The sequence below is a fragment of the Azospirillum sp. genome, assembly GCF_035628975.1.
Lineage (GTDB): Bacteria > Pseudomonadota > Alphaproteobacteria > Azospirillales > Azospirillaceae > Azospirillum.
The window spans coordinates 41,426-61,952 of record NZ_DASPIS010000098.1; the positions used below are offsets into that span (position 1 = coordinate 41,426).

At 67.6% G+C, this 20,527-nt stretch carries 19 protein-coding genes; 8 read left to right on the forward strand and 11 right to left on the reverse strand.

The features are described 5' to 3' along the window. The first annotated feature begins 180 nt into the window (after nt 1-180). The gene (locus tag VD964_RS21335) at nt 181-993 is read left to right on the forward strand and encodes a class I SAM-dependent methyltransferase (RefSeq protein WP_324870502.1); all 813 of its coding nucleotides are present in this window, start codon (nt 181-183) and stop codon (nt 991-993) included. A gap of 27 nt (nt 994-1,020) precedes the next feature. On the opposite strand, the gene VD964_RS21340 is transcribed toward VD964_RS21335, so the two are convergent. Then, nucleotides 1,021-1,758 carry a siderophore-interacting protein gene (locus VD964_RS21340; protein WP_324870503.1) on the reverse strand — a complete coding sequence of 246 codons (738 nt, stop codon included), beginning with the start codon at nt 1,756-1,758 and terminating at the stop codon, nt 1,021-1,023. 140 nt (nt 1,759-1,898) lie between these two features. Between VD964_RS21340 and VD964_RS21345 the strand changes: the two genes are divergently transcribed. From VD964_RS21345 to VD964_RS21370, 6 genes are all read left to right on the forward strand, one after another. Next, on the forward strand, nt 1,899-2,783 hold the full coding sequence (locus tag VD964_RS21345) for an AraC family transcriptional regulator (protein WP_324870504.1): 885 nt from the start codon (nt 1,899-1,901) through the stop codon (nt 2,781-2,783). A 210-nt stretch (nt 2,784-2,993) separates the two neighbouring features. Beyond that, nucleotides 2,994-5,150 (forward strand): TonB-dependent siderophore receptor, encoded by a 2,157-nt coding sequence (locus VD964_RS21350; RefSeq protein ID WP_324870505.1) that lies wholly within the window; start codon nt 2,994-2,996, stop codon nt 5,148-5,150. 4 nt (nt 5,151-5,154) lie between these two features. After that, complete coding sequence (locus VD964_RS21355; protein WP_324870506.1) at nt 5,155-5,949, forward strand: ABC transporter ATP-binding protein; 795 nt, start codon at nt 5,155-5,157, stop codon at nt 5,947-5,949. Next, on the forward strand, nt 5,949-6,842 hold the full coding sequence (locus tag VD964_RS21360; RefSeq protein WP_324870507.1) for an ABC transporter substrate-binding protein: 894 nt from the start codon (nt 5,949-5,951) through the stop codon (nt 6,840-6,842). Before VD964_RS21355 ends, VD964_RS21360 begins: the two co-directional genes overlap by 1 nt. Then, a complete protein-coding gene (gene fhuB / locus VD964_RS21365; protein WP_324870508.1) occupies nt 6,835-8,829 on the forward strand; it encodes a Fe(3+)-hydroxamate ABC transporter permease FhuB in 1,995 nt (664 codons plus the stop codon). The genes VD964_RS21360 and fhuB overlap by 8 nt, the downstream gene beginning before the upstream one ends. 55 nt (nt 8,830-8,884) lie before the next feature. Next, entirely contained in the window at nt 8,885-10,561 is a 1,677-nt protein-coding gene (locus VD964_RS21370) for an ABC transporter ATP-binding protein (RefSeq protein ID WP_324870509.1), read from the forward strand. Nucleotides 10,562-10,595: 34 nt separating this feature from the next. Here VD964_RS21370 and VD964_RS21375 read toward each other — a convergent pair whose 3' ends face one another. Both VD964_RS21375 and VD964_RS21380 read right to left on the reverse strand, forming a co-directional pair. After that, a complete protein-coding gene (locus tag VD964_RS21375) occupies nt 10,596-11,258 on the reverse strand; it encodes a DUF6766 family protein (RefSeq protein WP_324870510.1) in 663 nt (220 codons plus the stop codon). Between the two features lie 115 nt (nt 11,259-11,373). Beyond that, a complete protein-coding gene (locus tag VD964_RS21380) occupies nt 11,374-13,050 on the reverse strand; it encodes a methyl-accepting chemotaxis protein (protein WP_324870511.1) in 1,677 nt (558 codons plus the stop codon). A 783-nt stretch (nt 13,051-13,833) separates the two neighbouring features. Between VD964_RS21380 and VD964_RS21385 the strand changes: the two genes are divergently transcribed. After that, entirely contained in the window at nt 13,834-14,052 is a 219-nt protein-coding gene (locus tag VD964_RS21385) for a hypothetical protein (protein WP_324870512.1), read from the forward strand. Nucleotides 14,053-14,077: 25 nt separating this feature from the next. On the opposite strand, the gene VD964_RS21390 is transcribed toward VD964_RS21385, so the two are convergent. The 8 genes from VD964_RS21390 to VD964_RS21425 form a co-directional block, all read right to left on the reverse strand. Beyond that, nucleotides 14,078-14,239, reverse strand: a complete 162-nt coding sequence (locus tag VD964_RS21390) for a hypothetical protein (RefSeq protein WP_324870513.1) — start codon at nt 14,237-14,239, stop codon at nt 14,078-14,080. Between the two features lie 135 nt (nt 14,240-14,374). Next, entirely contained in the window at nt 14,375-14,935 is a 561-nt protein-coding gene (locus tag VD964_RS21395; protein WP_324870514.1) for a glycoside hydrolase family 108 protein, read from the reverse strand. Between the two features lie 181 nt (nt 14,936-15,116). Then, nucleotides 15,117-15,572 (reverse strand): hypothetical protein, encoded by a 456-nt coding sequence (locus VD964_RS21400; RefSeq protein ID WP_324870515.1) that lies wholly within the window; start codon nt 15,570-15,572, stop codon nt 15,117-15,119. After that, entirely contained in the window at nt 15,569-16,252 is a 684-nt protein-coding gene (locus tag VD964_RS21405) for a DUF4376 domain-containing protein (RefSeq protein WP_324870516.1), read from the reverse strand. The genes VD964_RS21400 and VD964_RS21405 overlap by 4 nt, the downstream gene beginning before the upstream one ends. Nucleotides 16,253-16,263: 11 nt before the next feature. Next, entirely contained in the window at nt 16,264-17,058 is a 795-nt protein-coding gene (locus tag VD964_RS21410) for a hypothetical protein (protein ID WP_324870517.1), read from the reverse strand. A gap of 2 nt (nt 17,059-17,060) precedes the next feature. Further along, entirely contained in the window at nt 17,061-18,137 is a 1,077-nt protein-coding gene (locus VD964_RS21415; protein ID WP_324870518.1) for a hypothetical protein, read from the reverse strand. Then, a complete protein-coding gene (locus VD964_RS21420; RefSeq protein WP_324870519.1) occupies nt 18,134-18,976 on the reverse strand; it encodes a hypothetical protein in 843 nt (280 codons plus the stop codon). The genes VD964_RS21415 and VD964_RS21420 overlap by 4 nt, the downstream gene beginning before the upstream one ends. 1 nt (nt 18,977) lies before the next feature. Continuing rightward, a complete protein-coding gene (locus VD964_RS21425; RefSeq protein WP_324870520.1) occupies nt 18,978-20,525 on the reverse strand; it encodes a hypothetical protein in 1,548 nt (515 codons plus the stop codon). Nucleotides 20,526-20,527 lie beyond the last annotated feature (2 nt).

The window sequence follows — 20,527 nt, forward strand, 5'->3', positions numbered from 1 at the left end:
ACGAATCCTGTCAGACACGCGTCGGCCCAGGGGACTACCCCTGAAGGACGGGTCGGCATTTTGACGATCGATTGACGCGAGGGCTGACGATCGGCCGACGCCCGGCTGACACGGCCCGGCCATCCTCGCGGCCGAAGCCCGCCGTCACCGGGCGCAATCGCACATTCCAAGGAGGACGATATGGACGACCTGATCGCCACCGCTCCCGCCATTCAGCCGCACAACGAGCGGGCTGCCGCCGTGTGGAGTTCGGGCGGCCGGGATTACGAGGAGATCATCCGCGGCGTCTACGACGGCATCGATGCGGCCGTCGCCGGGCTCGCTCCCCAGCCGGGCGAACGCATTCTCGATGTCGCGACCGGCACCGGCATCACGGCGCGTGCCTGTGCCCGGCGCGGTGCGCACGTCACCGGCATCGACATCGCCGCCGGATTGCTGGACGCCGCACGCTCGCTGTCCGATGGGCTTTCCATCGATTACCGGCTGGGCGACGCCGAGGCGCTGCCCTTCGCCGACGCCAGCTTCGACGCGGTGGTGTCGACCTTCGGCGTCATGTTCGCCGCCAAGCCGGAAGCGGCGGCGCAGGAACTCGCCCGCGTCTGCCGGCCCGGCGGCCGGCTGGCCCTGACCACCTGGACGCCGGACGGCGCCATCGCCGAGATGTTCTCGCTGATGCGCCCCTACATGGCGGCGCCCCCGGCGGTATCGCCCTTCGCCTGGGGCCGCCCCGAACGGCTGGAGGAGTTGCTCGGCGGCGCCTTCGACCTGACGGCCACGACCCTGACCAGCCATTATGTCGAGACCGGCGGCGAAGCTGCCTGGAGCACCTTCGTGACCGGCTACGGCCCGACGCGCACCCTGGCCGCCAGCCTCGACGAGGAGCGCCGCGCCGCTCTGAAGCGGGACTTCGTCGCCTTCCACGAGCGCTTCCGCGAGGGCGAGGGCATTCATGTGCCGCGCAGCTTCCTGCTCACGCTCGGCCGGCGGCGGTAGCCCCTTCCAACTCGGGACAGGGCGGCCTCAGCCGTAATGCTCGAAGCCGCCCTGGGCGACGCTCGCCTTCCAATAGGCGACGACCGAACAGGCGTCGGCGGGAAGGCGCAGGGTCTGGCGGACATAGCCGCGGATGCGCTGGGCGGTGCCATGCTCCGTCCCGCCCCACACCGCCAGTCCTTGCGCTCCGGCCGGTGCCGCCTCCATCACCGCCGCCGGCAGGGCCGAGGCGCCGGGCGCCGACCAGCGGTCCCGGTGGAACCATGTGACGGAGGTGGCGGCCGGCGAGGCCAGTTCCTGCTGCTCGGCCGGTCCCGGCACCTCGATGAACACCTCGGCCGAGGCATCCGCCGGAAGGTTTTCCAGAAGATAGGCGATGGCCGGCAGCGCCGCATGGTCGCCGGCCACCACATAGCGGCCTGCCGGCTTCATCGCGATCCCACCCGATACCGAGATCCCCACTTTCTCCCCCGGCTTGGCGCGGGCGGCCCAGCCAGACGCCACACCGGCGCCGTGAAGCACGAAATTCACCTCCAGCGTCCCTGCGGCGGCATCGAAGCGCCGCACGGAGTAGATGCGCAGCGGAGATCCGCCGTCATTCCCCGCCGGAACCACCAGACCGATGTGCGGGGCCAGGACACCGGGCTTCAGCGTGAATCCTTCCAGCGCCGACCCGCCAAGAACGATGCGGCGCATGCGCGGCGTCAGGGTGGAGACGGCGACCACCTCCACCCACCGAAGATCACAGGGATATTTGCTGCTCAAGACAGGCCTCTCCGCGCCGGCACCAATGGGCCGCATGCTAAATAAGAATGCGACTTGTTCGCAATAGCGCTTTGCCCTATAGGAGTTGATTGTCACGAAGGGTGCCGGAACCGCGCGATTTGCGGCCAGAAAGTCGATCGATGCCGTTTCATCCGAGAATGCAGAGCCATACCGAAGGGATCACCATTCTCGGCGACCTGCAGTGGCGTGCCTGGAACGGGATGATCGCCGACATCTGGACCGTGGCCTGCGACCAGAATGCGGGCGGCGAATATGTGTCGGAGGCCCCCCGCCTCGTCGTGGTGCTCGACCAGCTCGGCGAGGGCGCCCTCCATGTCATGGACACGCCCGATCGCGGCAAGTCCCACCGGCTGAGCCGGCGCCAGCCCATGAGCTTCGTTCCGGCCGGCCTCAAGGTCTGGTCCCGAACCGAGAGCATCCGCCGCCTCACCCATCTGGACCTGCATTTCGACATGTCGGTGCTGGAAGGCCGCTTCATGGAGGGGCTGGACATCCGGGAGATGGACCGGCCGCGGCTGAATTTCTCCGACGACCGGCTGTTTTCGCTCGCCCGGCTGATCGCGGCGGAATGCCGGACCTCGGGCGCCCTGCACGACCTCTACGGCGAAAGCCTGATGGCCGCCCTGTTCATCGGCCTCGTCCAGACCGAACCGGCGGCCGACCGCAAGCGCGGCCAGCTGCCGCCGCGCCAGTTGAGGCGCGTGATCGACTATATCGAGGAACATTGCAGCCGGCCGATCCGCCTTCAGGAACTGGCCGAACTCACCGGCCTGTCGCCCGCCCATTTCTGCTCCGCCTTCAAGGCATCGACCGGCGTGCCGCCGCACAAATGGCAGATGCGGGCACGGGTGGAACGCGCCAAGGCGCTGCTGACCACATCGGACGTGACGCTGGCCGCAGCGGCGGCGATGGCCGGATTCTCCGATCAGGCGCATCTGACGCGGGTCTTCCGCCAGATCGTGGGCGCCACGCCCGCCGCCTGGCTGCGCGACCAGTCCGCGTGAGTTGATACCGATGTCGATGCCGATGCTGGTGCCCGACGAATGTCGAAAGATCGTCCAACCCGTCCAAAGACGGTTCAATCCGGGCCTTCATGCATATGCTAATCATTCGCAACAGCGGATCCACTTTCGGACAGGATCGTCCGGTGGCGCTTCGCGGGTGGTGCATACAGTCCGAGGCCGATTGCGATGGTTCACTTTTCGATTCTGCGAATGACCCGTTTCCTCTTGAACGGTACGGCGCTCGCCGCCTTGCTGGTGCCGGCAATTGCCCAGGCGCAAACGCAGCCCCAGGCGCAATCACAGGCGGACGCGAGCACGCCCGCCATCCTCGGTCCGGTGACCGTCGAAGGCAGCAGGACCGTCGATACGGCGACCAGCCCGGTCAAGGGCTATGTGCCGGCCCGGTCGGCCACCGGTTCCAAGACCGACACGCCGCTTGAGGAAATCCCGCAGTCGGTGTCGGTGATCGGCCGCGAGGAAATGAACGACCGCGGCGTCCAGAAGGTGGACGAGGCGTTGCGCTACACCCCCGGCGTCTTCGGCCAGCCCTTCGGCGCGGACAGCGACACAAACTGGATCTTCATCCGCGGCTTCCAGGCGACGCAGTCGGGCATCTACCAGGACGGGCTGCAGCTCTACAGCTACGGCTTCGGCGGCCAGTTCGTCGACAACTATAATCTGGAACGGATCGAGGTTCTGCGCGGCGCCTCCTCGGTGCTCTACGGCGGCAGCAATCCCGGCGGTCTGGTGAACTACGTCACCAAGCGGCCGGGCGATACGCCCGTGCGCTCGGTCGAGGTCGGCATCAACCAGCACGGCACCGCCCATCTCGGCCTGGACGTCGGCGGCGCGATCGACCCGACCCTGAGCTACCGGCTGACCGGCCGCATCGCCGGCGGCGACACCTACACCGACTTCGCGGACGGCTTCCGCGGCACCGTTTCGCCCAGCTTCAAGTGGTCGCCGAACGATGCCAACAGCCTGACGGTGCTGGCCAACTACACCGACATCGACGAGACGCACAACGGCGGCGCCTTCCTGCCCTATGTCGGCACGGTGGTCGATGCGCCCTTCGGCCGGATCGACCGCAAGGCCAACTACACCGAACCCGGCATCGACACCTACCGCCGCCGCCAGGCCTCAATCGGCTACGAGTTCGAACACCGCTTCGAAAACGACCTGATCTTCCGCCAGAACGCGCGCTACAACTACAGCAAGGTCCACGAGGTCTCGGTCTACCCGTTCGGGTACAGCGGCTTCTCGGCCGCGCCGACCGACCCCAACAACCTGCTGTCGCGCATCAATTTCGAGCACACGACCGAGGTCAACAGCTTCCTCCTCGACAACCAGCTGGAAGGCAAGCTGCGCACCGGCCCGGTCGAGCACACCGCGCTGATCGGCGTCGACTACAAGTATTTCCTCATGGATCAGGTGCAGGCGTCCGGCTCGGCCACGACGATCAGCGCCACCAACCCGGTCTACGGCGCCCCCCAGGGCCAGCGCTTCGCCTACATCGACCAGGAGCTGACGATGCGTCAGCTCGGCGTCTACCTGCAGGACCAGATGCGCTTCGGCCAGGGCTTCCTGGTGACGCTGAACGGCCGCTACGACATCGCCTCGACCGACGCCGACGGCACGCCAGCCTATGACGGCAAGGCCGGCAAGTTCAGCGGCCGCGCCGGTCTGGCCTATGAGTTCGCCAACGGCCTGACCCCCTATGTCAGCGCCTCCACCTTCTTCAACCCGGTGCTGGGCTCCTCCGCCGCCGTCGGCGTCTTCAAGCCGGAGAGCGGCCGCCAGTACGAGGTCGGCGTCAAGTACCGCCCGGCCTGGATGGACGCCATCTTCACCGCGGCCCTGTTCGACCTGACCCGCACCAACGTGGTGACCGGCGCCTTCAACGCCGAGACCCAGCTGGGCGAGGTCAATTCCCGCGGCGTGGAGCTGGAGGCCAAGGCCAACATCACCCCCAGCCTGAAGGCCACCGCCTCCTTCACCGCGCTCGACCTCGACATCAAGAAGGACGCCAACCCGGCCCTGATCGGCAAGACGCCCTACATCGTGCCGCAGGTCCAGGGTTCGGCCTTCCTCGACTACACCTTCCGCGAAAGCGTGCTGAACGGGGTGTCGGTCGGCGGCGGCGTGCGCTATGTCGGGTCGTCCTGGGCCGACAACGAGAACACGCTGAAGGTCCCGGCCGCGACCGTCTTCGATGCGCGGATCGGCTACAAGCGCGACAACTGGGGCGCCAACCTGTCGGTCACCAACCTGTTCGACAAGGAATATGTCGCAAGCTGCCAGACCCAGTATTCCTGCGGCTATGCGGAGGGGCGGACCGCCCTGCTGACCCTCAACATGACTTGGTAACCTGATGCCCGGCCCGGACCAGACCCCTGCCCTCTACGAACTCGATGCCGTCGGATTTTCGGCTTCCGGCCGGCCGATCCTGTCGGACCTGTCGCTTCGGCTGGAGCAGGGGCGTATCTACGGGCTGGTCGGCCCCAACGGCTCCGGCAAGAGCACGCTGATCCGCATGCTCGCCCGCCAGCAGCCGCCGGGGGCCGGGCGCATTCGCTGCCTCGGCACCGAGATCGGCCGGATCGGCGAGCGCGACTTCGCGCGCACCGTCGCCTACATGCCGCAATTCACCCCGCCGGCGGAGGGCATGACGGTGCGCGAGCTGGTGGCGCTCGGCCGCTTCCCCTGGCACGGCGCGCTCGGCCGCTTCGGGGCGGAGGACGCTGCCAAGGTGGCGGAGGCGATTGCCGAAACCAACCTCGACGCCTTCGCCGACCGGCTGGTGGACAGCCTGTCGGGCGGCGAACGGCAACGTGTCTGGCTCGCCATGATGCTGGCGCAGGACACGCGCTGCCTGCTGCTGGACGAACCGACCTCGGCGCTCGACATCGCCAGCCAGGTCGAGATGCTGGGGCTGGTGCGCCGCCTCAGCCGCGCCCGCGGCATCGGCGCGGTCATCGTCCTGCACGATATCAACATGGCCGCCCGCGTCTGCGACGAAATCCTGGCGATGCGGGGCGGCGCGCTGATCGCGCAGGGAACGCCGGACGCCATCATGACCGGCGAGACGCTGGGCGCGATCTACCGCCTTGCCATGGGCATCGTCCCGCACCCGGTCACCGGCGACCCCATCGGCTACGTCCTGTGATGGCGGCGGAGAGGACCATATCGCGGCGCCACGCGCTGGGCTTGGCGGCAGGGCTTGCACTGGCGCCCCGCTTCGCATGGGGGGCACTGCCGCAACGGGTCGCGGTCATCGATTGGGCGCTGCTGGAAACGGTGCTGGCGCTGGGCGTGGTCCCGGTCGCCGCCACCGAGCTTCTGCAGTTCCGCAAAACCGTCGTCGAACCGGCCGTTCCCGCTTCGGTCGCCGACATCGGACTGCGCGGAACGCCGAACTACGAGGCACTGAACCTCGCCGAACCGGACCTTATCCTCACCTCCAATTACTATGAAGGGCAGCGCGCCAGCCTGGAGCGGGTGGCGGAAACCATGTCGCTGTCGATCTACACGCCGGGCGTCCAGCCCTACGCCGCCGCAGCCGGGGCCGCCCTCACCCTCGGCCGGCTGCTCGGCCGCGAGGCACAGGCGCAGGCCGTCGTAGCCGATACCGAGGCGGAAATCGCCCGCCTGCGCGAAACGCTGAGCGGTGTCGGCCGGCGGCCGGTGTTGGCGATCAACTTCGGCGACGCCCGCCATTTCCGCGCCTTCGGCACCGACAGCATGTTCGGCGACGTGCTGCGCCGGCTGGGGGTCGAGAATGGCTGGGCGGCACAGTCCAGCTACAGCGCCACCGCGCCGGTGGGCATCGAGGCGCTGGCCCGCATGCCCGAGGCCACGGTCATCGTCGTGCCGCCGGTTCCCGCCGATGCGGTGCGGACGCTGGCCGACAGCGCCCTGTGGCAGGCCCTGCCGATGGTGCGGGAGAACCGTGTGACGGTGATCGAGCCGGTCAACCATTTCGGCGGTCTGCCGGCCGCCCTGCGCTTCGCCCGCCTCGCCACCTCCGCCCTTTTGCGAGGCAAAGACGGCCATGGCTGAGCGCGCGCCGATGAACCGCATCCTGCTGTGGGGCGGTCTGGCCCTGATCGCCGCCTGCCTGTCGACCGTCCAGGTCGCCGGGCACCTCGCGTCACCGACATCGGTCGGCAGCACCGCCACAGGCGCCGACTGGCTCGACGCCATCATCCTCTATCACAGCGTCCTGCCGCGCATCGCGGTCTCGCTGGTCGCCGGGGCGGCGCTGGGCCTGTCCGGGCTTCTGCTCCAGCGCGTGCTGCGCAACCCGCTGGCCGAGCCATCGACCCTCGGCGTGTCAGCCGGTGCCCAGCTCGCCATGACGGTCGGACTGCTCTACGCCCCGGCGCTGATGGAACAGGCGCGCGAGGGCGTGGCGCTGGCCGGCGGGCTGACGGTGGTCGGGCTGATCCTTGCCATGACATGGCGGCGCGGGCTGGAGCCGGTCGCCGTGATCCTGGCCGGCATGATGGTCGCGCTGACCGCCACCATGGCCAGCGCCGCGCTGATCCTCGCCAACGGCGACTATCTGTTTTCGATCTTCATCTGGGGCGGCGGCGCACTGGCGCAGCAGAGCTGGGGTCCCACCCTGACCATCGCGCTGCGCCTGCTGCTGGGTATCGCCGCCGCCATACTGCTGATGCGCCCGCTGTCCATCCTCGGCCTCGACGATGCCAGCGCCCGCAGCCTGGGCGTCGCCCTAAACGCAACGCGCTTCGCCGTCATCGGCGTGGCGGTCTGGCTGGCCGCCAGCGTGACGGCGGAGGTCGGCGTGATCGGCTTCGTCGGACTTGCAGCCCCCGCCCTGGCGCATCTTGGCGGCGCGCGGACCCAGAAGCAGAAGCTGATCGCCGCACCGCTGATCGGCGCTGTCCTGCTCTGGGTCACCGACGGGCTGGTGCAGTTGCTGGCCGGCGCCAACGGCGAACGGGTGCCGACCGGCGCCGCCACCGCCCTGCTGGGCGGCCCGCTGCTGCTGTGGCTGCTGCCGCGCCTGCGCATGTTCGAATGGCCGTCGCTGAACAACCGTCCCGCTCCCTCGCGCCGCAGCCCCCGTCCCCGCCTGCTGATCGGCCTGATCGCCCTGCTGGGCTTCGTCGCCGTGGCCCTCGCGCTGACCGTCGGCTACGGCCCGGACGGCTGGTCTATCGCCACCGGCTCCCTCCTTGACCGGTTGCTGGCATGGCGCGGACCGCGCGTGGTGGTCGCGGCGGCGGCGGGCGCCATGCTGGCAGCGGCCGGGATGCTGCTGCAGCGCATCACCGCCAACCCGCTGGCCAGCCCGGAGATCCTCGGTGTCGGCACCGGATCGGGCGTCGGGCTGACCGCCGTACTGTTTCTGGTGGCCGCCCCCGGCATCGGCCTCCAGATCGCGGCGTCCGCGGCGGGGGCGGTGCTGGTGCTGGCCGCCATGCTGGCCCTGTCGCTGCGCGCCGGCTTCGGACCGGAGCGGTTGCTGCTGGCCGGCATCGCCATGAGCGCGCTGTGCAGCGCCGTCCTGACCGCCGTCATCGCCACCGGCACGCCGCAGGCCTTCACCCTGCTGCGCTGGTTGAGCGGATCGACCAACGACGCCGGCCCGGCCGACGCCTGGTTCTGCGCGGGCGCCGCGGTCCTGCTGCTGGCCGCCCTGCCGCTGGCCTCCCGCTGGCTGGAAATCCTGCCGCTCGGCGACGTAACCGCCCGGTCGGTCGGCCTGCCGGTGCAGCGCTGCCGCATCCTTCTGGTGCTGTTCGCCGGCCTGCTCACGGCGGCGGCGGCGCTCTTCGTCGGCCCCTTGAGCTTCGTCGGTTTGATCGCACCCCACCTCGCCCGGCTGGCCGGCCTCGGCCGCGCATTGGGGCAGGGCATCGGCGCCATCCTGATCGGCGCCGGACTGATGGTGGTGTCGGATTGGCTGGCGCGAACCGTCGCCTTCCCGTATCAACTGCCGCTGGGATTGTTCGCCGCGCTGCTTGCCGGCCCCTACCTGATCTGGTTGCTCAGCCGGGCCGGCTCGCGCGCCGGCTAGCCCGTTCCGTTCCCCCGTGCCTATTCCCATTTTCAGTTCCGGAATGAGAAGAGCCATGCTCCGCCGCTTCCTCGCCTACTACCGTCCCTACAAGGGCCTGCTGATTCTCGACATTTCCTGCGCGATCCTGTCGGGACTGCTGGAGCTGGGCTTCCCGATGGCGGTGCGCGCCTTCGTGGACCGGCTGCTGCCCACCCAGGACTGGCCGCTGATCGTCGCCGCGACGGCGCTGCTGCTGGCGGTCTACATGGCGAATGGCGGGTTGATGGCCATCGTGACCTATTGGGGCCACAAGCTGGGCGTCAACATCGAGACGGAGATGCGCCGGAAGAGCTTCGACCACCTGCAGAAGCTCTCCTTCAGCTTCTACGACAACAACAAGACCGGCCATCTCGTCGGCCGCGTCACCCGCGACCTGGACGAGATCGGCGAGGTGGCGCACCACGGCCCCGAAGACCTGCTGATCGCGGTGATGACCTTCGTCGGCGCCTTCGCCCTGATGGCGGTGGTGCATCTGCCGCTGGCGCTGATCACCGCCGCCATCGTGCCCGTCATCGCCTGGCTGACCAGCCGCTACGGCGGGCGCATGACCAAGAACTGGCAGTCGCTCTATTCCCGCGTCGGCGACTTCAACGTCCGCATCGAGGAGAATGTCGGCGGCATGCGCGTCGTCCAGGCCTTCACCAACGAGGACCACGAGCGCAAGCTGTTCGCCGAGGACAACGACCGCTACCGCAAGACGAAGCTCGACGCCTACAAGATCATGGCGGCATCGACGACGCTCAGCTACATGAGCATGCGGCTGATCCTGATCGTCGTCATGCTGACCGGCGCCCATTTCGTCCTGGTGGGGGAACTGACCCAGGGCGGATTCTTCGCCTTCCTGCTGCTGGTCAACACCTTCTTCCGCCCGATCGAGAAGATCAACGCGGTCATCGAGACCTACCCGCGCGGCATTGCCGGCTTCCGCCGTTACACCGCGCTGCTCGACACCCTGCCCGACATCGCGGATTCGCCCAACGCCGTCCCGGCGCCGCCGCTGAAGGGCGACATCCGCTTCACCGACGTGTCCTTCGGCTATGACGCCGCCCGCCCGGTCCTGAAGGGCGTCGACCTCGCCATCAAGGCGGGGTCCACCGTCGCCTTCATCGGCCCGTCGGGTGCCGGCAAGACGACGATCTGCTCGCTTCTGCCGCGCTTCTACGAGATCACCGGCGGCGGCATCACCATCGACGGCCTCGACATCCGCAGCATGACGCTGGCCTCGCTGCGCCGGCAGATCGGCATCGTCCAGCAGGACGTCTTCCTGTTCGGCGGCACGATCCGCGAGAACATCGCCTATGGCCGCCTGGGCACCTCGGACGCCGAGATCACCGAGGCGGCGCGCCGCGCCCATCTCGACGGGCTGATCGCCTCGCTGCCCGACGGGCTCGACACCATCATCGGCGAGCGCGGCGTGAAGCTGTCGGGCGGCCAGAAGCAGCGCCTGACCATCGCCCGCATGTTCCTGAAGAATCCGCCGATCCTCATCCTGGACGAAGCGACCTCGGCGCTGGACACCCGGACGGAGCGGGAGATCCAGAAATCCCTGATGGAGCTGGCGGAAGGCCGGACGACCCTGATCATCGCCCACCGGCTGGCGACGATCCGCAATGCCGACGAGGTCTATGTCGTCGGTGCCGAGGGGGGCATCCAGCGCATCACCCACGAGGAGCTGGCCGCCCACGGCTGACAGGGGGAAGTGGTTGGGGAGTGATCGGGCCCGGTCAATGCCCGGTCTTGGCGTGCGGGGACGCGACCGGCTTGGATTCCGGCGATCCCCGCTCACGCAGGTAGATCCCCAGCACCACCAGCGCCCCCATGGACAGGAACTCGCTCTGCCAGTTCTGGAAGCTCTCGTACCAGAATTCCGGCTCCACCAGTGTTTCCGCCATGGTCTTGGTCGGCTGGTGATGCCGCAACGCCTCCTCGTTGGACCGGCGGGTGCTTCCCGCCACATGAAGGCAGAAGGAGACGGCAAACAGAGTCAGCAGCGCGATGCTGAGCGAGTGCGAATAGAGGCGCAGCAGCAGCCCGCCCCGGTGGACCGGCCAGGGCGCATCCCTGTCGCCCCGCTTCTTCCCGGGATCCTCGTCTTCCGGGTTGTCCTGTCCCGGCGTTTTCGATTCCGCGGATCCCTTCTGCACCAGCAGGACGGTCAGCAGCACATAGACCGACATCTGCAGGAACTCGCTCTCCCAATTCTCGAAGACCGCCGACAGGAAATGGCCGGTGGTCAGATACTCCGGCAGACCGATGGCCGGCAGCCCGTGAAAGCGGAGTTCCTCGACGAGCGCCCGCCATCCGGCGAGCGTCTGCCCGACTATCGACAGCAGGAACAGCCCGAACAAGGCAACCGACAGCCCGTTGTCACGCAGGAACCGACGCATCGGACCACTCCGCATTTCACAAAGCCCGGCCTATACAACGGCGCGGCGGCGCGGAGGTTGCGCCGCTCGTTGGCGTACCCAACAATCACCAAGCCGAGGTCCGCATGGCGACGGCTCAGGCCGCCCGCACATGGCGAAGGAACTCCTCCGCCTGATCGCGCAGGGACATCGCCTGCCGGCCGAGATCGGCGGCGGCGGCGCGCACCTCCGACGCCATCGTCCCGGTCTCGTGCGCGGACTGGGAGACCTCGCGGATGTTGTCGGTCACCTCCGCCGTACGGTCGGCGGCGCGCTGGACCGAACGGGCGATGTCGGCGGTGGTCACGCCCTGGTGATCGGCCGAGACGGCGATGCGGCCGACGAGGTCGCTGACCGACAGGACGGTGCGGCCGATCCCTTCGATGGCCTCCACGGCATGGCCGGTCACCGCTTGGATTTCCGCCACCTGCCGGGCGATGTCGTCGGTCGCGCGCGCGGTCTGGTTCGCCAGCATCTTCACCTCGCCGGCGACGACGGCGAAGCCCTTGCCGGCTTCCCCCGCCCGCGCGGCTTCGATGGTCGCGTTCAGCGCCAGCAGGTTGGTCTGGCCGGCGATGTCCTGGATCAGGGTCACCACCTCGCCGATCTTGCCGGCAGCCGCCGCCAGCCCGTCCATCGTCCGGTTGGTGCGCGTCACCTCCTCCACCGCGTTGCGGACCATGCGGGCCGACTCCTCGACCTGCCGGCTGACCTCGCCGATGGAGATGCTCAATTCCTCCGAAGCACCGGCGACGGTGCGGACGTCGTCGCTCGCCTCGCCTGCGGCGGTGCTGACGGTGTCGGCGCGGACGCTGCCGGTCTCGGCGATGTCGTGCAGGCGCTGGGCATTGGCCTGCAGCTGCGTGGTGGTGGCGCTCAGCACGCCGACGACACCCAGCAGCGACCCTTCGAAGGACTGCGCCACCGCGTCCATCGCCTTGCGCCGCTCCTCGACCGAACGGGCGCGCTCCTCCGCCTGGGCCTCGTGCAGCTTGGCGACCTCGATCGCGTTCTCCTTGAACACGGCGAGCGCCTTCGCCATGCCGCCGATCTCGTCCTTGCGGCCAAGCGCCGGGATGGCGACCGACAGGTTGCCGCGGGCCAGCTCCTCCATGGCGCCGCGGATGCCCGACAGCGGCCGGAACATGCGCCGGGCAATCAGCAGGCAGCAGGCGGCGACCAGCAGGGTCACGGCCCCGCTGATGGCGGCGATCATCGTCTGGGTGTCGCGGATGGTCGCGAAGAACTCCGCCTTCGGAATGCCGACATAGAGCACGCCGACCACGCGCCCGTCCGCCGCCTTGATCGGGTCGTAGGCGGTGTAGAAAGGCGTGCCGAGGATTTCCGCCTGCCCGCGATAGGGCACGCCGCGCCCCAGCACCGCGTCATGGACCGGCCCCTTCGCCAGCGTGGTGCCGACCGCGCGGCTGCCGTCCGGCTTCAACACATTGGTGGAAACGCGCCGGTCGCCCATGAACAGGGTCGCCGTGCCGCCGACTAGCCGCTTGACCCGGTCCACCGGTTCGAGGAAGTCGTTCAGGGCGCGGTCGCCGGCATAAAGCTTGCCGTCGCGCACATCGAACGCCTGGCCATACTGGTTCAGCACGTCCCAGGCCACGCGCATGTTGGTTTCCTGCCGCTCCATCGCCACCCGTTCGGCATAGCGGGTCAGCAGCAACTCGTTGACACCGAACGTGGCAAAGGCAAGCAACAGCAATCCGCCGCCGCAAAGCACCACCGTTTTGCCCGCCAGCGACAAAGCCTTCATCCTCATACCCAACCCCTGGTTTGGTCCGAATTTCCGACTGTTCGTTTTTCTTTTTCGGACGTCTGCCCTTAAGGCAACCGCCATGGCAAGGGAAAAGGGGGTGAGCGGTTAAGGAAAAGTTAGAGAAATCCCCTGAGTCGTCTTCCGGTATTTGCATCAGTCATACGGATTGATTGGTGTGCCATGACTGTTGCGAACGGTTCGTTCACTCACCGTCGTCGTACATCAACAACATTACAGGCAAGGGTGGACGATGTGCCCGATTTGGTCGTCCACAGGCTTTCGCAAGGCCACAGCTCGGCACCTATGCAAAAAAGCATATATCCCAGATCCAGCTCCGCCGCCTGCTGATCCGCCCGCACATATACGCCCCATGTAGTTGCCGCGCGCGGTGGGTGCGCAACAATTTCAATGCGTTACAGGACTGCTTTTATGGCGGCGGAAGCGAAAGCACGCGCTTCCGCGCTCATGCATATCAGACACTTGCGAGCAAATATCGGATGGCTATTTGCCGAGAGGTGCTTGACCTACTCGCCGAGTCTGCGCTCCTATGCCTCAAGAACAGAGGCGGAACATGGGAACGAAGGAGTTCCGGTGCCTGGGTGACTGGTTCCGGCACGGAGACGCGGTCGCTGTCCGGTGCCGATCCTGCGGCCGCATGGTGGAGCTTGACCCGGGGCCGCTGCTGATGCGGCACGGCTACGGCAGGCATCCCCGCGATCTGCCATGGCGCTGCGCCTCGTGCGGGTCTAAGAACGTGGCCGTCGGAATTGATGCGAGGTTGGGGCGATGATGATGTACGGCGTGAAGGGCTTTCAGGCTGACGCAGAGGCGCCGTCCGTCGTCCTGAAGGTGCGGGCACCGTCGCCAGAGCGGGCCGTATCGCTGGCGTCCGCCCGCCCCATCGCCGCGGGGATGAGGCTGGAGCCCGTCGAGATCGGCGGCGCCCTGCCCCAGGAAGGCGTCTGCTATGAAGGCCCGTGGCCGTGGCCGGGCAAGGCAGCGTAGGGGCCGCCCTGCCCGCCTGCCTCGTTCACATCCCCAGCAGCACCGGCACCAGCTGCTGGAGCGCGTCGAGCGCCGACACATCCCCCACGAGGTAAGCGCCGATCAGGCCGACGACCGCAACCACGGTCATCACCAGCTTGCGCTTGCCGGCCAACTGGCCGCCTTTGAGAACGGTGTTCAGGTCCATGTGCTTTGCCCCTCCTCGGGCATTTTGAGCGGGTTTCAGGTCAAAACGGGTAAAGTCGGCATAAGAAAAGCCGCCGGGCGGGATGCCGGGCGGCTGCGGGCTTGTACTTTTGTGACGGCTAGGTTTTGGGTGCGGTCAGGCCTCGACAAACTCGGCCAGCCGGTTCGACCAGCCGGCGGCGAACGCAGCCTGCGAAGGCTTGTCGGTGATGACCCGTCCCATCTTGCGCAGCCGAGCAGCGCAGATGCGGTGACGCAGCTTTCCCGGGTCCAGCGCGTTGACCGCCGCGATGGTCTTCGGCCCGACCTTGCCGTCCACCTTGATGGCAGCGCCCAAATCGCTCGCCGCCTGCTGCAGCCACGGGGAGGCGTCGTCCTCGCCATAGAGGACCGCGCAGTCCACGACCAGCGCCTGGAGTTGCGGATCCTTGATCCCGCCATAGCCAGGGGCCAGGACGTAGCGCGTCCGGTAGATCAGGCGCACCTCGGCCTCGTCCAGCGCCTCCACATCGCGGGCGATGCAGGGCCGGCCACGCCAGCGGGTCAGCGTGGCCAGGGTGATGCCGCCCTTCGTCGGGCCGCCCCGATCCGCCGGGTGGTCGGTGTAGCGGGGCCAGCCTTCCCGGCGGAGGGTTTCGTCGATGATACGGTCGATCAGATCGCGCGGGGGCGCCGCGCTTTTCGGGATAGCAGGCATGGGCACTACTCCTTTATCGCGAATAGCCAAGCTTCAGTTGCCTCGGGACAGTAGGGCTTGGGAAAACGTCGTAGACTGGGGCGGCACCGAGGGTTCGGGATGCCGCCCTTTTTTTCGCCCAGGCATGAAAAAGGCGCCTCGCGGGCGCCGGATCGGTCGAGCTTGGATTGTTGTCGCGGGGTCAGGCCGGGAGCGCGACAGGCTCCGCCGGGTGGTTCAGCGCATAGTGCTGTTGCGGGGTCAGCCGCCGGAGAGCGCACCGACGCCACGGGTCGTATCCGCCTTCCTGACAGGCCCGGCCGACGAACTCACTGCACCACCAATCCCGCTCGTCGCCGGACCAATCCCGATGCAGCCCGAGGCCGATCACGCCGAGCCAGTCATAGGGCTTGCCGAGCTGCGTCCGCGCCCACGCCTCCGCCTTCCGTCCATCGCCGGGATAGCTGACCACCTCTGCCGCACTGGCGTGGCCCAGCCGCTCAGCCATGGCGCAGGCGGTGACGCCAGCCGGGGCCGCAGCGCCGATCAGCGAGCCGTCGGCGCACACAAGGTCGCAGTGGCTCCACTCGCCCCAAGTCGCGGCCCGGATCAGCCAGGAGCCGGGATGGGAGCGCCTGGTGTAAAGGACACGGATCATGCGGCTTCCTCCCCATAGATGACCGGCCAGCCGGCGGAGAAGTCGTAGGCGGCAGGGTCCGGGCTTTCGAGCATGGCGGCCTTGTGCGCCTCGGCCGCCCCGAAGATGGCTTGGTCGCTGGCCGCCGCCGCGTAGAAGACCGCCGTCGCGATGGCCGGGGTCATCTCGACAAAGGCGCCCGACATCGTCTTCCACATGATCCCGGCCGGCAGCGAGGCGCCCATCAGGAACATGCCCATGTGCTGGGACCGGCTCAGCGTGTCGGAGTGGAACCAGCAGGGGGAGCCGTCCACCATGACGCGGAAGCCGCCGCCGGAGGTGCGCCGGTCGCGCTCTGCCTTGATGCGCTCCCAGGTGGCGGCTTTCGCCGCTTCGACCTCGGCTTGCGGAAGATCGACCATCCGATAGGTGACGGTCACGGCATCGGCGCCGATGGTCCATTCCTCCATCGGCAGGCGCTCGGCGCGCTTGCCGGCGACGGTCGGGGGCTCGTCGATCAGCGGGAGGACGGTCCAGTCCGGGCACATGGCGGCCCAGTCGGCAGGCGTCCAGTGATCCCAGATCAGCGCCGGCCATTGGATGGCGGCGTCTTCTGCTCCATAGACGATGCCAACCGGCGCAACGACTTCTTGGATGACTACGCCGCCCATCACGATGGCGGCGGGGCGTTGGATAGGCATTGTACGCTCCATCAGCAGGGCGGGGCCGAAGGCGCCGTGAAGCCGCCCGCGTATCGCGGGTCACTCCAAAAGCGCACGTCGTTCGCAAGAAAGTTGAAGTCCAGCGCCGTGTTCGTCGAGTTGCCGAAGATGTAGAATGGCGCTGCGGTAATTGCGCTCCAAGTAGGCGTCCCCGACGCCACTACAGATCCGTTGATTGTGACCGCGCAGAAGCCGGTAAGGCCGTTTCTTCCGGCGCCCAGATAAACCCATGTATTGTACGGCACATTGCCCGCAGCGGTTATTCCCACGGCTGGCGTTGCGGTGCCCCATTGTTGCAATTGGAGGTTTGGCCCAATCGACAGCAGTGGACACCCGGCACTTAGCCCACCGCCAAGGCCCATGATGTTATTGTACGCCTGACTTCCGCTCTGTACGAACTTGTACCACCCACCTATCGAAAAGTGACCTTGCGGGCTCGACATCTGAACATTTGACGTCGTTCTGACGTAGTTGACCACACCGGAGCCGGCGGCAAAGACCACGGAAGCATTGTAGTTGGACCACCTGAAGTCGGGAGCGTAGCGGTAGGCCACCCCTGCCCATGTGAGCGCATTGCCCATGTCGTCGGTCGCCGGCTGCGTGCCGGTGGCGCCGCCGGTGCCGCGCAGGAAAAACTGACGCTGCGCCGGAGCGCTCTCCAGCTCGCACGTCGGCCCAGCCCCCGCCATCATGCCGCCGCCGAAGAGGTCGCATAGGCGCGGGTCTTGCCACTCCGGCGATCCAGGCAGGATCAGGCCGGGCTTGCGATGGATGATCCCAGCCATGATCAGTACCCCACGATGCCAGTGACGTGGATTTCGGTGGTCGATACCACGATGCCGACCAGATGGTCCGTCTTGCTGGCTGTCGTGGACCACGTTGGCGTGGTCGAGAGCGGGAACTTGAAGTAGCTGCCGAGACCAATGGTCCGGCCGCCAGTAGCGTCCTGCTTGGCGATGATATGCACCTCCATGCCGATCATGGCGGAGGTGATGGTGGGGTTTGCGAAGGTCGTTGCGCCGCCGAGAGTGACGGCGAAGACATTGCCGGCCGTCAGGTCAATGGTGATCGTGCTGTTCCAGTTCACGGACACGTACTTGCCCGTGACTGGCACCACCAAGGCATTGCCTACCGCCGGCAGAGCAACACCACTCGCCCGGCTGTACGCCACGCACCTCCAGTTGCTGCCGCCCAGGCTCTCGAACTCTGCCGTATCGCCCGCCGCCGTGGTGATGTTGGCCGCGCCGGGCAGGATCAGGCTGGTGGCGTTGTGGGTCAGGGTCAGCGCGCCAGAGAAGGTGACGTGGCGACGCGCGCCGGACTGCGCCGTGCCGAGCGCCGTGATGGTCGTGGTGCCGGTTACCCTGACCGCGTTGCCTGCTGCCGCGCCAATGTCCGTGGTGGACGCAGACGCCACCGTCACGGCGGTTTCGTTGATTGCGCCGGTAGCGTCTCCGCCGCTGATGCCGCCAGCCGGGCCGGTTAGCCCCCGCGTCCCCGTTAGAGACACTGTCCAGGCGGCGAACGTCCCGCTTCCAAAGGCGTCCGATACCGAAACCGCCAGAGCGCCGGTGGTCGCATCATAGGAGGTGACCGAGCCGACCATGTACTTGGTCACGTCCGCCGTCACAGCGATGGTGACCGGTTGGCCGGCGGCGAACGCCTTATTGGCTGCGACCGTTAGGCTCTTCGCCCCGGTCCCGATGGCGAGCGAGGTCGTGGAGGCGGACGTGACCGCCTGCCCTGCCGTCGACAGGATGCCGGCGTTGTCGGCCAGCAGCTGCGTCATGAAGGCGGAGAACTCGTTGAAATAGTCCTGCCCCTTCTTCGCCAGCAGGGCGTTGAGAAGATCGGTCGTGCTCATGCAACAAGCTCCCTCACCGCGACCGAGGTCGCGAAGCGTTGGAAATAGGGGTTGGAGGTCGGGCCGTTCTCGATGGGGATCCCGTAGATGCTGGTCCGGTACAGCGTCGGCAGATCGGCCGCCGGGAACAGCACCACCAGCACGTCACGGCTCTTGCCGACGATGCGCTTCAGGTCGTCCAGGGCAGACAGAGCTTCCGCCTGCGGGATGTTCTCCAGCGACAGCCGCAGCACCCGGTACTTCTGCCGGCGGATGACGAAGAACGAGGCTTCCGTCTCCACCAACTCCGACGGGTCGGCCCATTCATTCGACCAGCCGTAGCTGAAGTTCACCTCGGGCTGGTAGCCGATCCCGGTGAAGATGCGCCCGACCTGGATGTTTCCGGCCTCGGCCGAGGAGGTGAAGGTGTAGCGGACATACCGGGCGGTCAGCGTGCCGCCGAAGTCGAACAAGCTGAACGGGCGGTAATCGGCGAACCCGGTCAGGATCGGATAGCCGCCGAGCGATGTTCCGAACCGGTCGGATCCGAAGCCCGCGACTGGCGGCCATGCCTCCACCGCACTGTCGTAGAGGTGGGTGGAGAAATCGGCGGCATTGCTCACCTCGCATCGGATCGTGCCGTTGGCGTCCTGGTTATGGTTGACCACCGCCCCATGCGTCATGTCTTCAGCCGAGCCGTGGTCGAAAGTCAGGCTCTCCGATGCGTAGCCGGTCGCCCGCCACACCCGGCCGGGGCGCGGGTCCTGCACCCGGTTTGCCGGCAGAGCCGCGGACGACGCCGTCACCGTGGCCGTGTCAGCCTTGTTCCAATAGAGGAAGATCGCGTTGTCGGATGCCATGTCACCCCCACAAGGTCAGGGTCACGCGACCGGTGTCGCGCGTGTTCTCTTCAATGCCGATGACGCGGTAGGCTTGGTCGATGACGTGCAGGTCAGACGAAATCCACACCTGATCCCCAAGCTCGATGCTGAACGGCTGCGTCTCGATCCGGAGCGTCAGAACCTCGCGCCGCGTGCTGTAGAGGCCGGAGAGGCGGGTTGCCTCTGTCTGCGCGTCGGCTACGGTCAGCAAGCAGGTTTCCACCTCCAGCGGCTTGCTGAGGGGGTGGAGCGTCTGGACCGCCGCAACGTCCACCGGAGCGGTGGAGCGGTATTCCTCCGCGAAGAATGCCCGCATTGCCGCTGTGGCCGCGCCGGCAAGGTCGCTCTCCTGCAACACCCCCACCCAGGACCGGGCGGCCTTGACGATCAGCCGGTAGGGCGGGATTGCCTCCGGATTGACCGTCAGTGCCCCCTTTTCCAGATCGGCGTCCTCCAGGTAGAGGGCGAGCGCGCTATCGCCGGCGGATGTCGCCGTCGGAGCCTCCAGCCGGCCCACCACCACCTTGCCGTTGGACCCGGTGTAGAAGCCGCCGACGCTGCCGAGCAGCGCGTCCAGCACCTCCGCCCCGGTTGTCCGGTCGGCGGCGTAATAGCCGACGGTCGCGCCGTTCTTGGTGTTGAGCGCCGTGAAGGACGCCGCGTCGATCTGGCCGGAGGTGAACCCAAGCCGGCCGGTCAGCAGCGCCTTGCAGATGTCCGCCGCCGTGGTGGCGTTGGAGCCGAAGGCGCCCCGGCAGTCCACCGTGATCTGCCGCGCCGGGGTGGAGCCCAATCGGATCCGACCGTTGGCGAGGTCGGCATAGTAGTTCCCGGCCGGCGGTGGGTTGCTGGCGGACGCCGTCAGCGGCACGCCGCCGTCATAGACTGCCTGGACCGAGTGCAGGCCGGTCACCGGCGACAGGTCGTACCAGAGGTTTGCCGGATCGACCGGCACCGGAGCGGCGCGCAGAACCTGCCCGAGGACGGTCGGCTTGACCTTACCCTTGAGGTCGGCCCCGCCGTTGAAGCCACCAGCCCCGCTGTAGGTCGCGCTCTCGATGTCCTTGTCGATCTGCGCCTGCAGGTCGGACAGCGGGATCTGAACCGAGCCCAGCCCGAAGGCATTCTCCCCGGTGCATTGGCCGTCCCACAGCACGCTGTAGGCGGCATAGGAGGTTGAGCCGCGGGGGCCTTGCAGGACGCGGGCTTGCGCCCCATCCCACCCCCATGCCTTCCACAGCGGGTAGTTCGCCGCCTTCCAGTCGCTGTCGACGGCGATCTCGATCCCGTTGCCGTAGGCCGGTAGGGACTTCCCCCCGATCCGGCCATCGGCGAACATCTCCCGCTTCACCGCCAAGGCGACCTGAACCCGGCCGTCGTATTCCCTGTTGGGGGCGGTCGGGTCGTTGGCGGCCAAGGCGATGTCACGGGTGGAGAGGTATTGAGGATGGAGCGCCCCCGTGCTGTCGCGCGGGAACAACTCCACCAGGTACTGCAGGTCCTGGGAGACGCTGAGGGTCGTGGCCATGG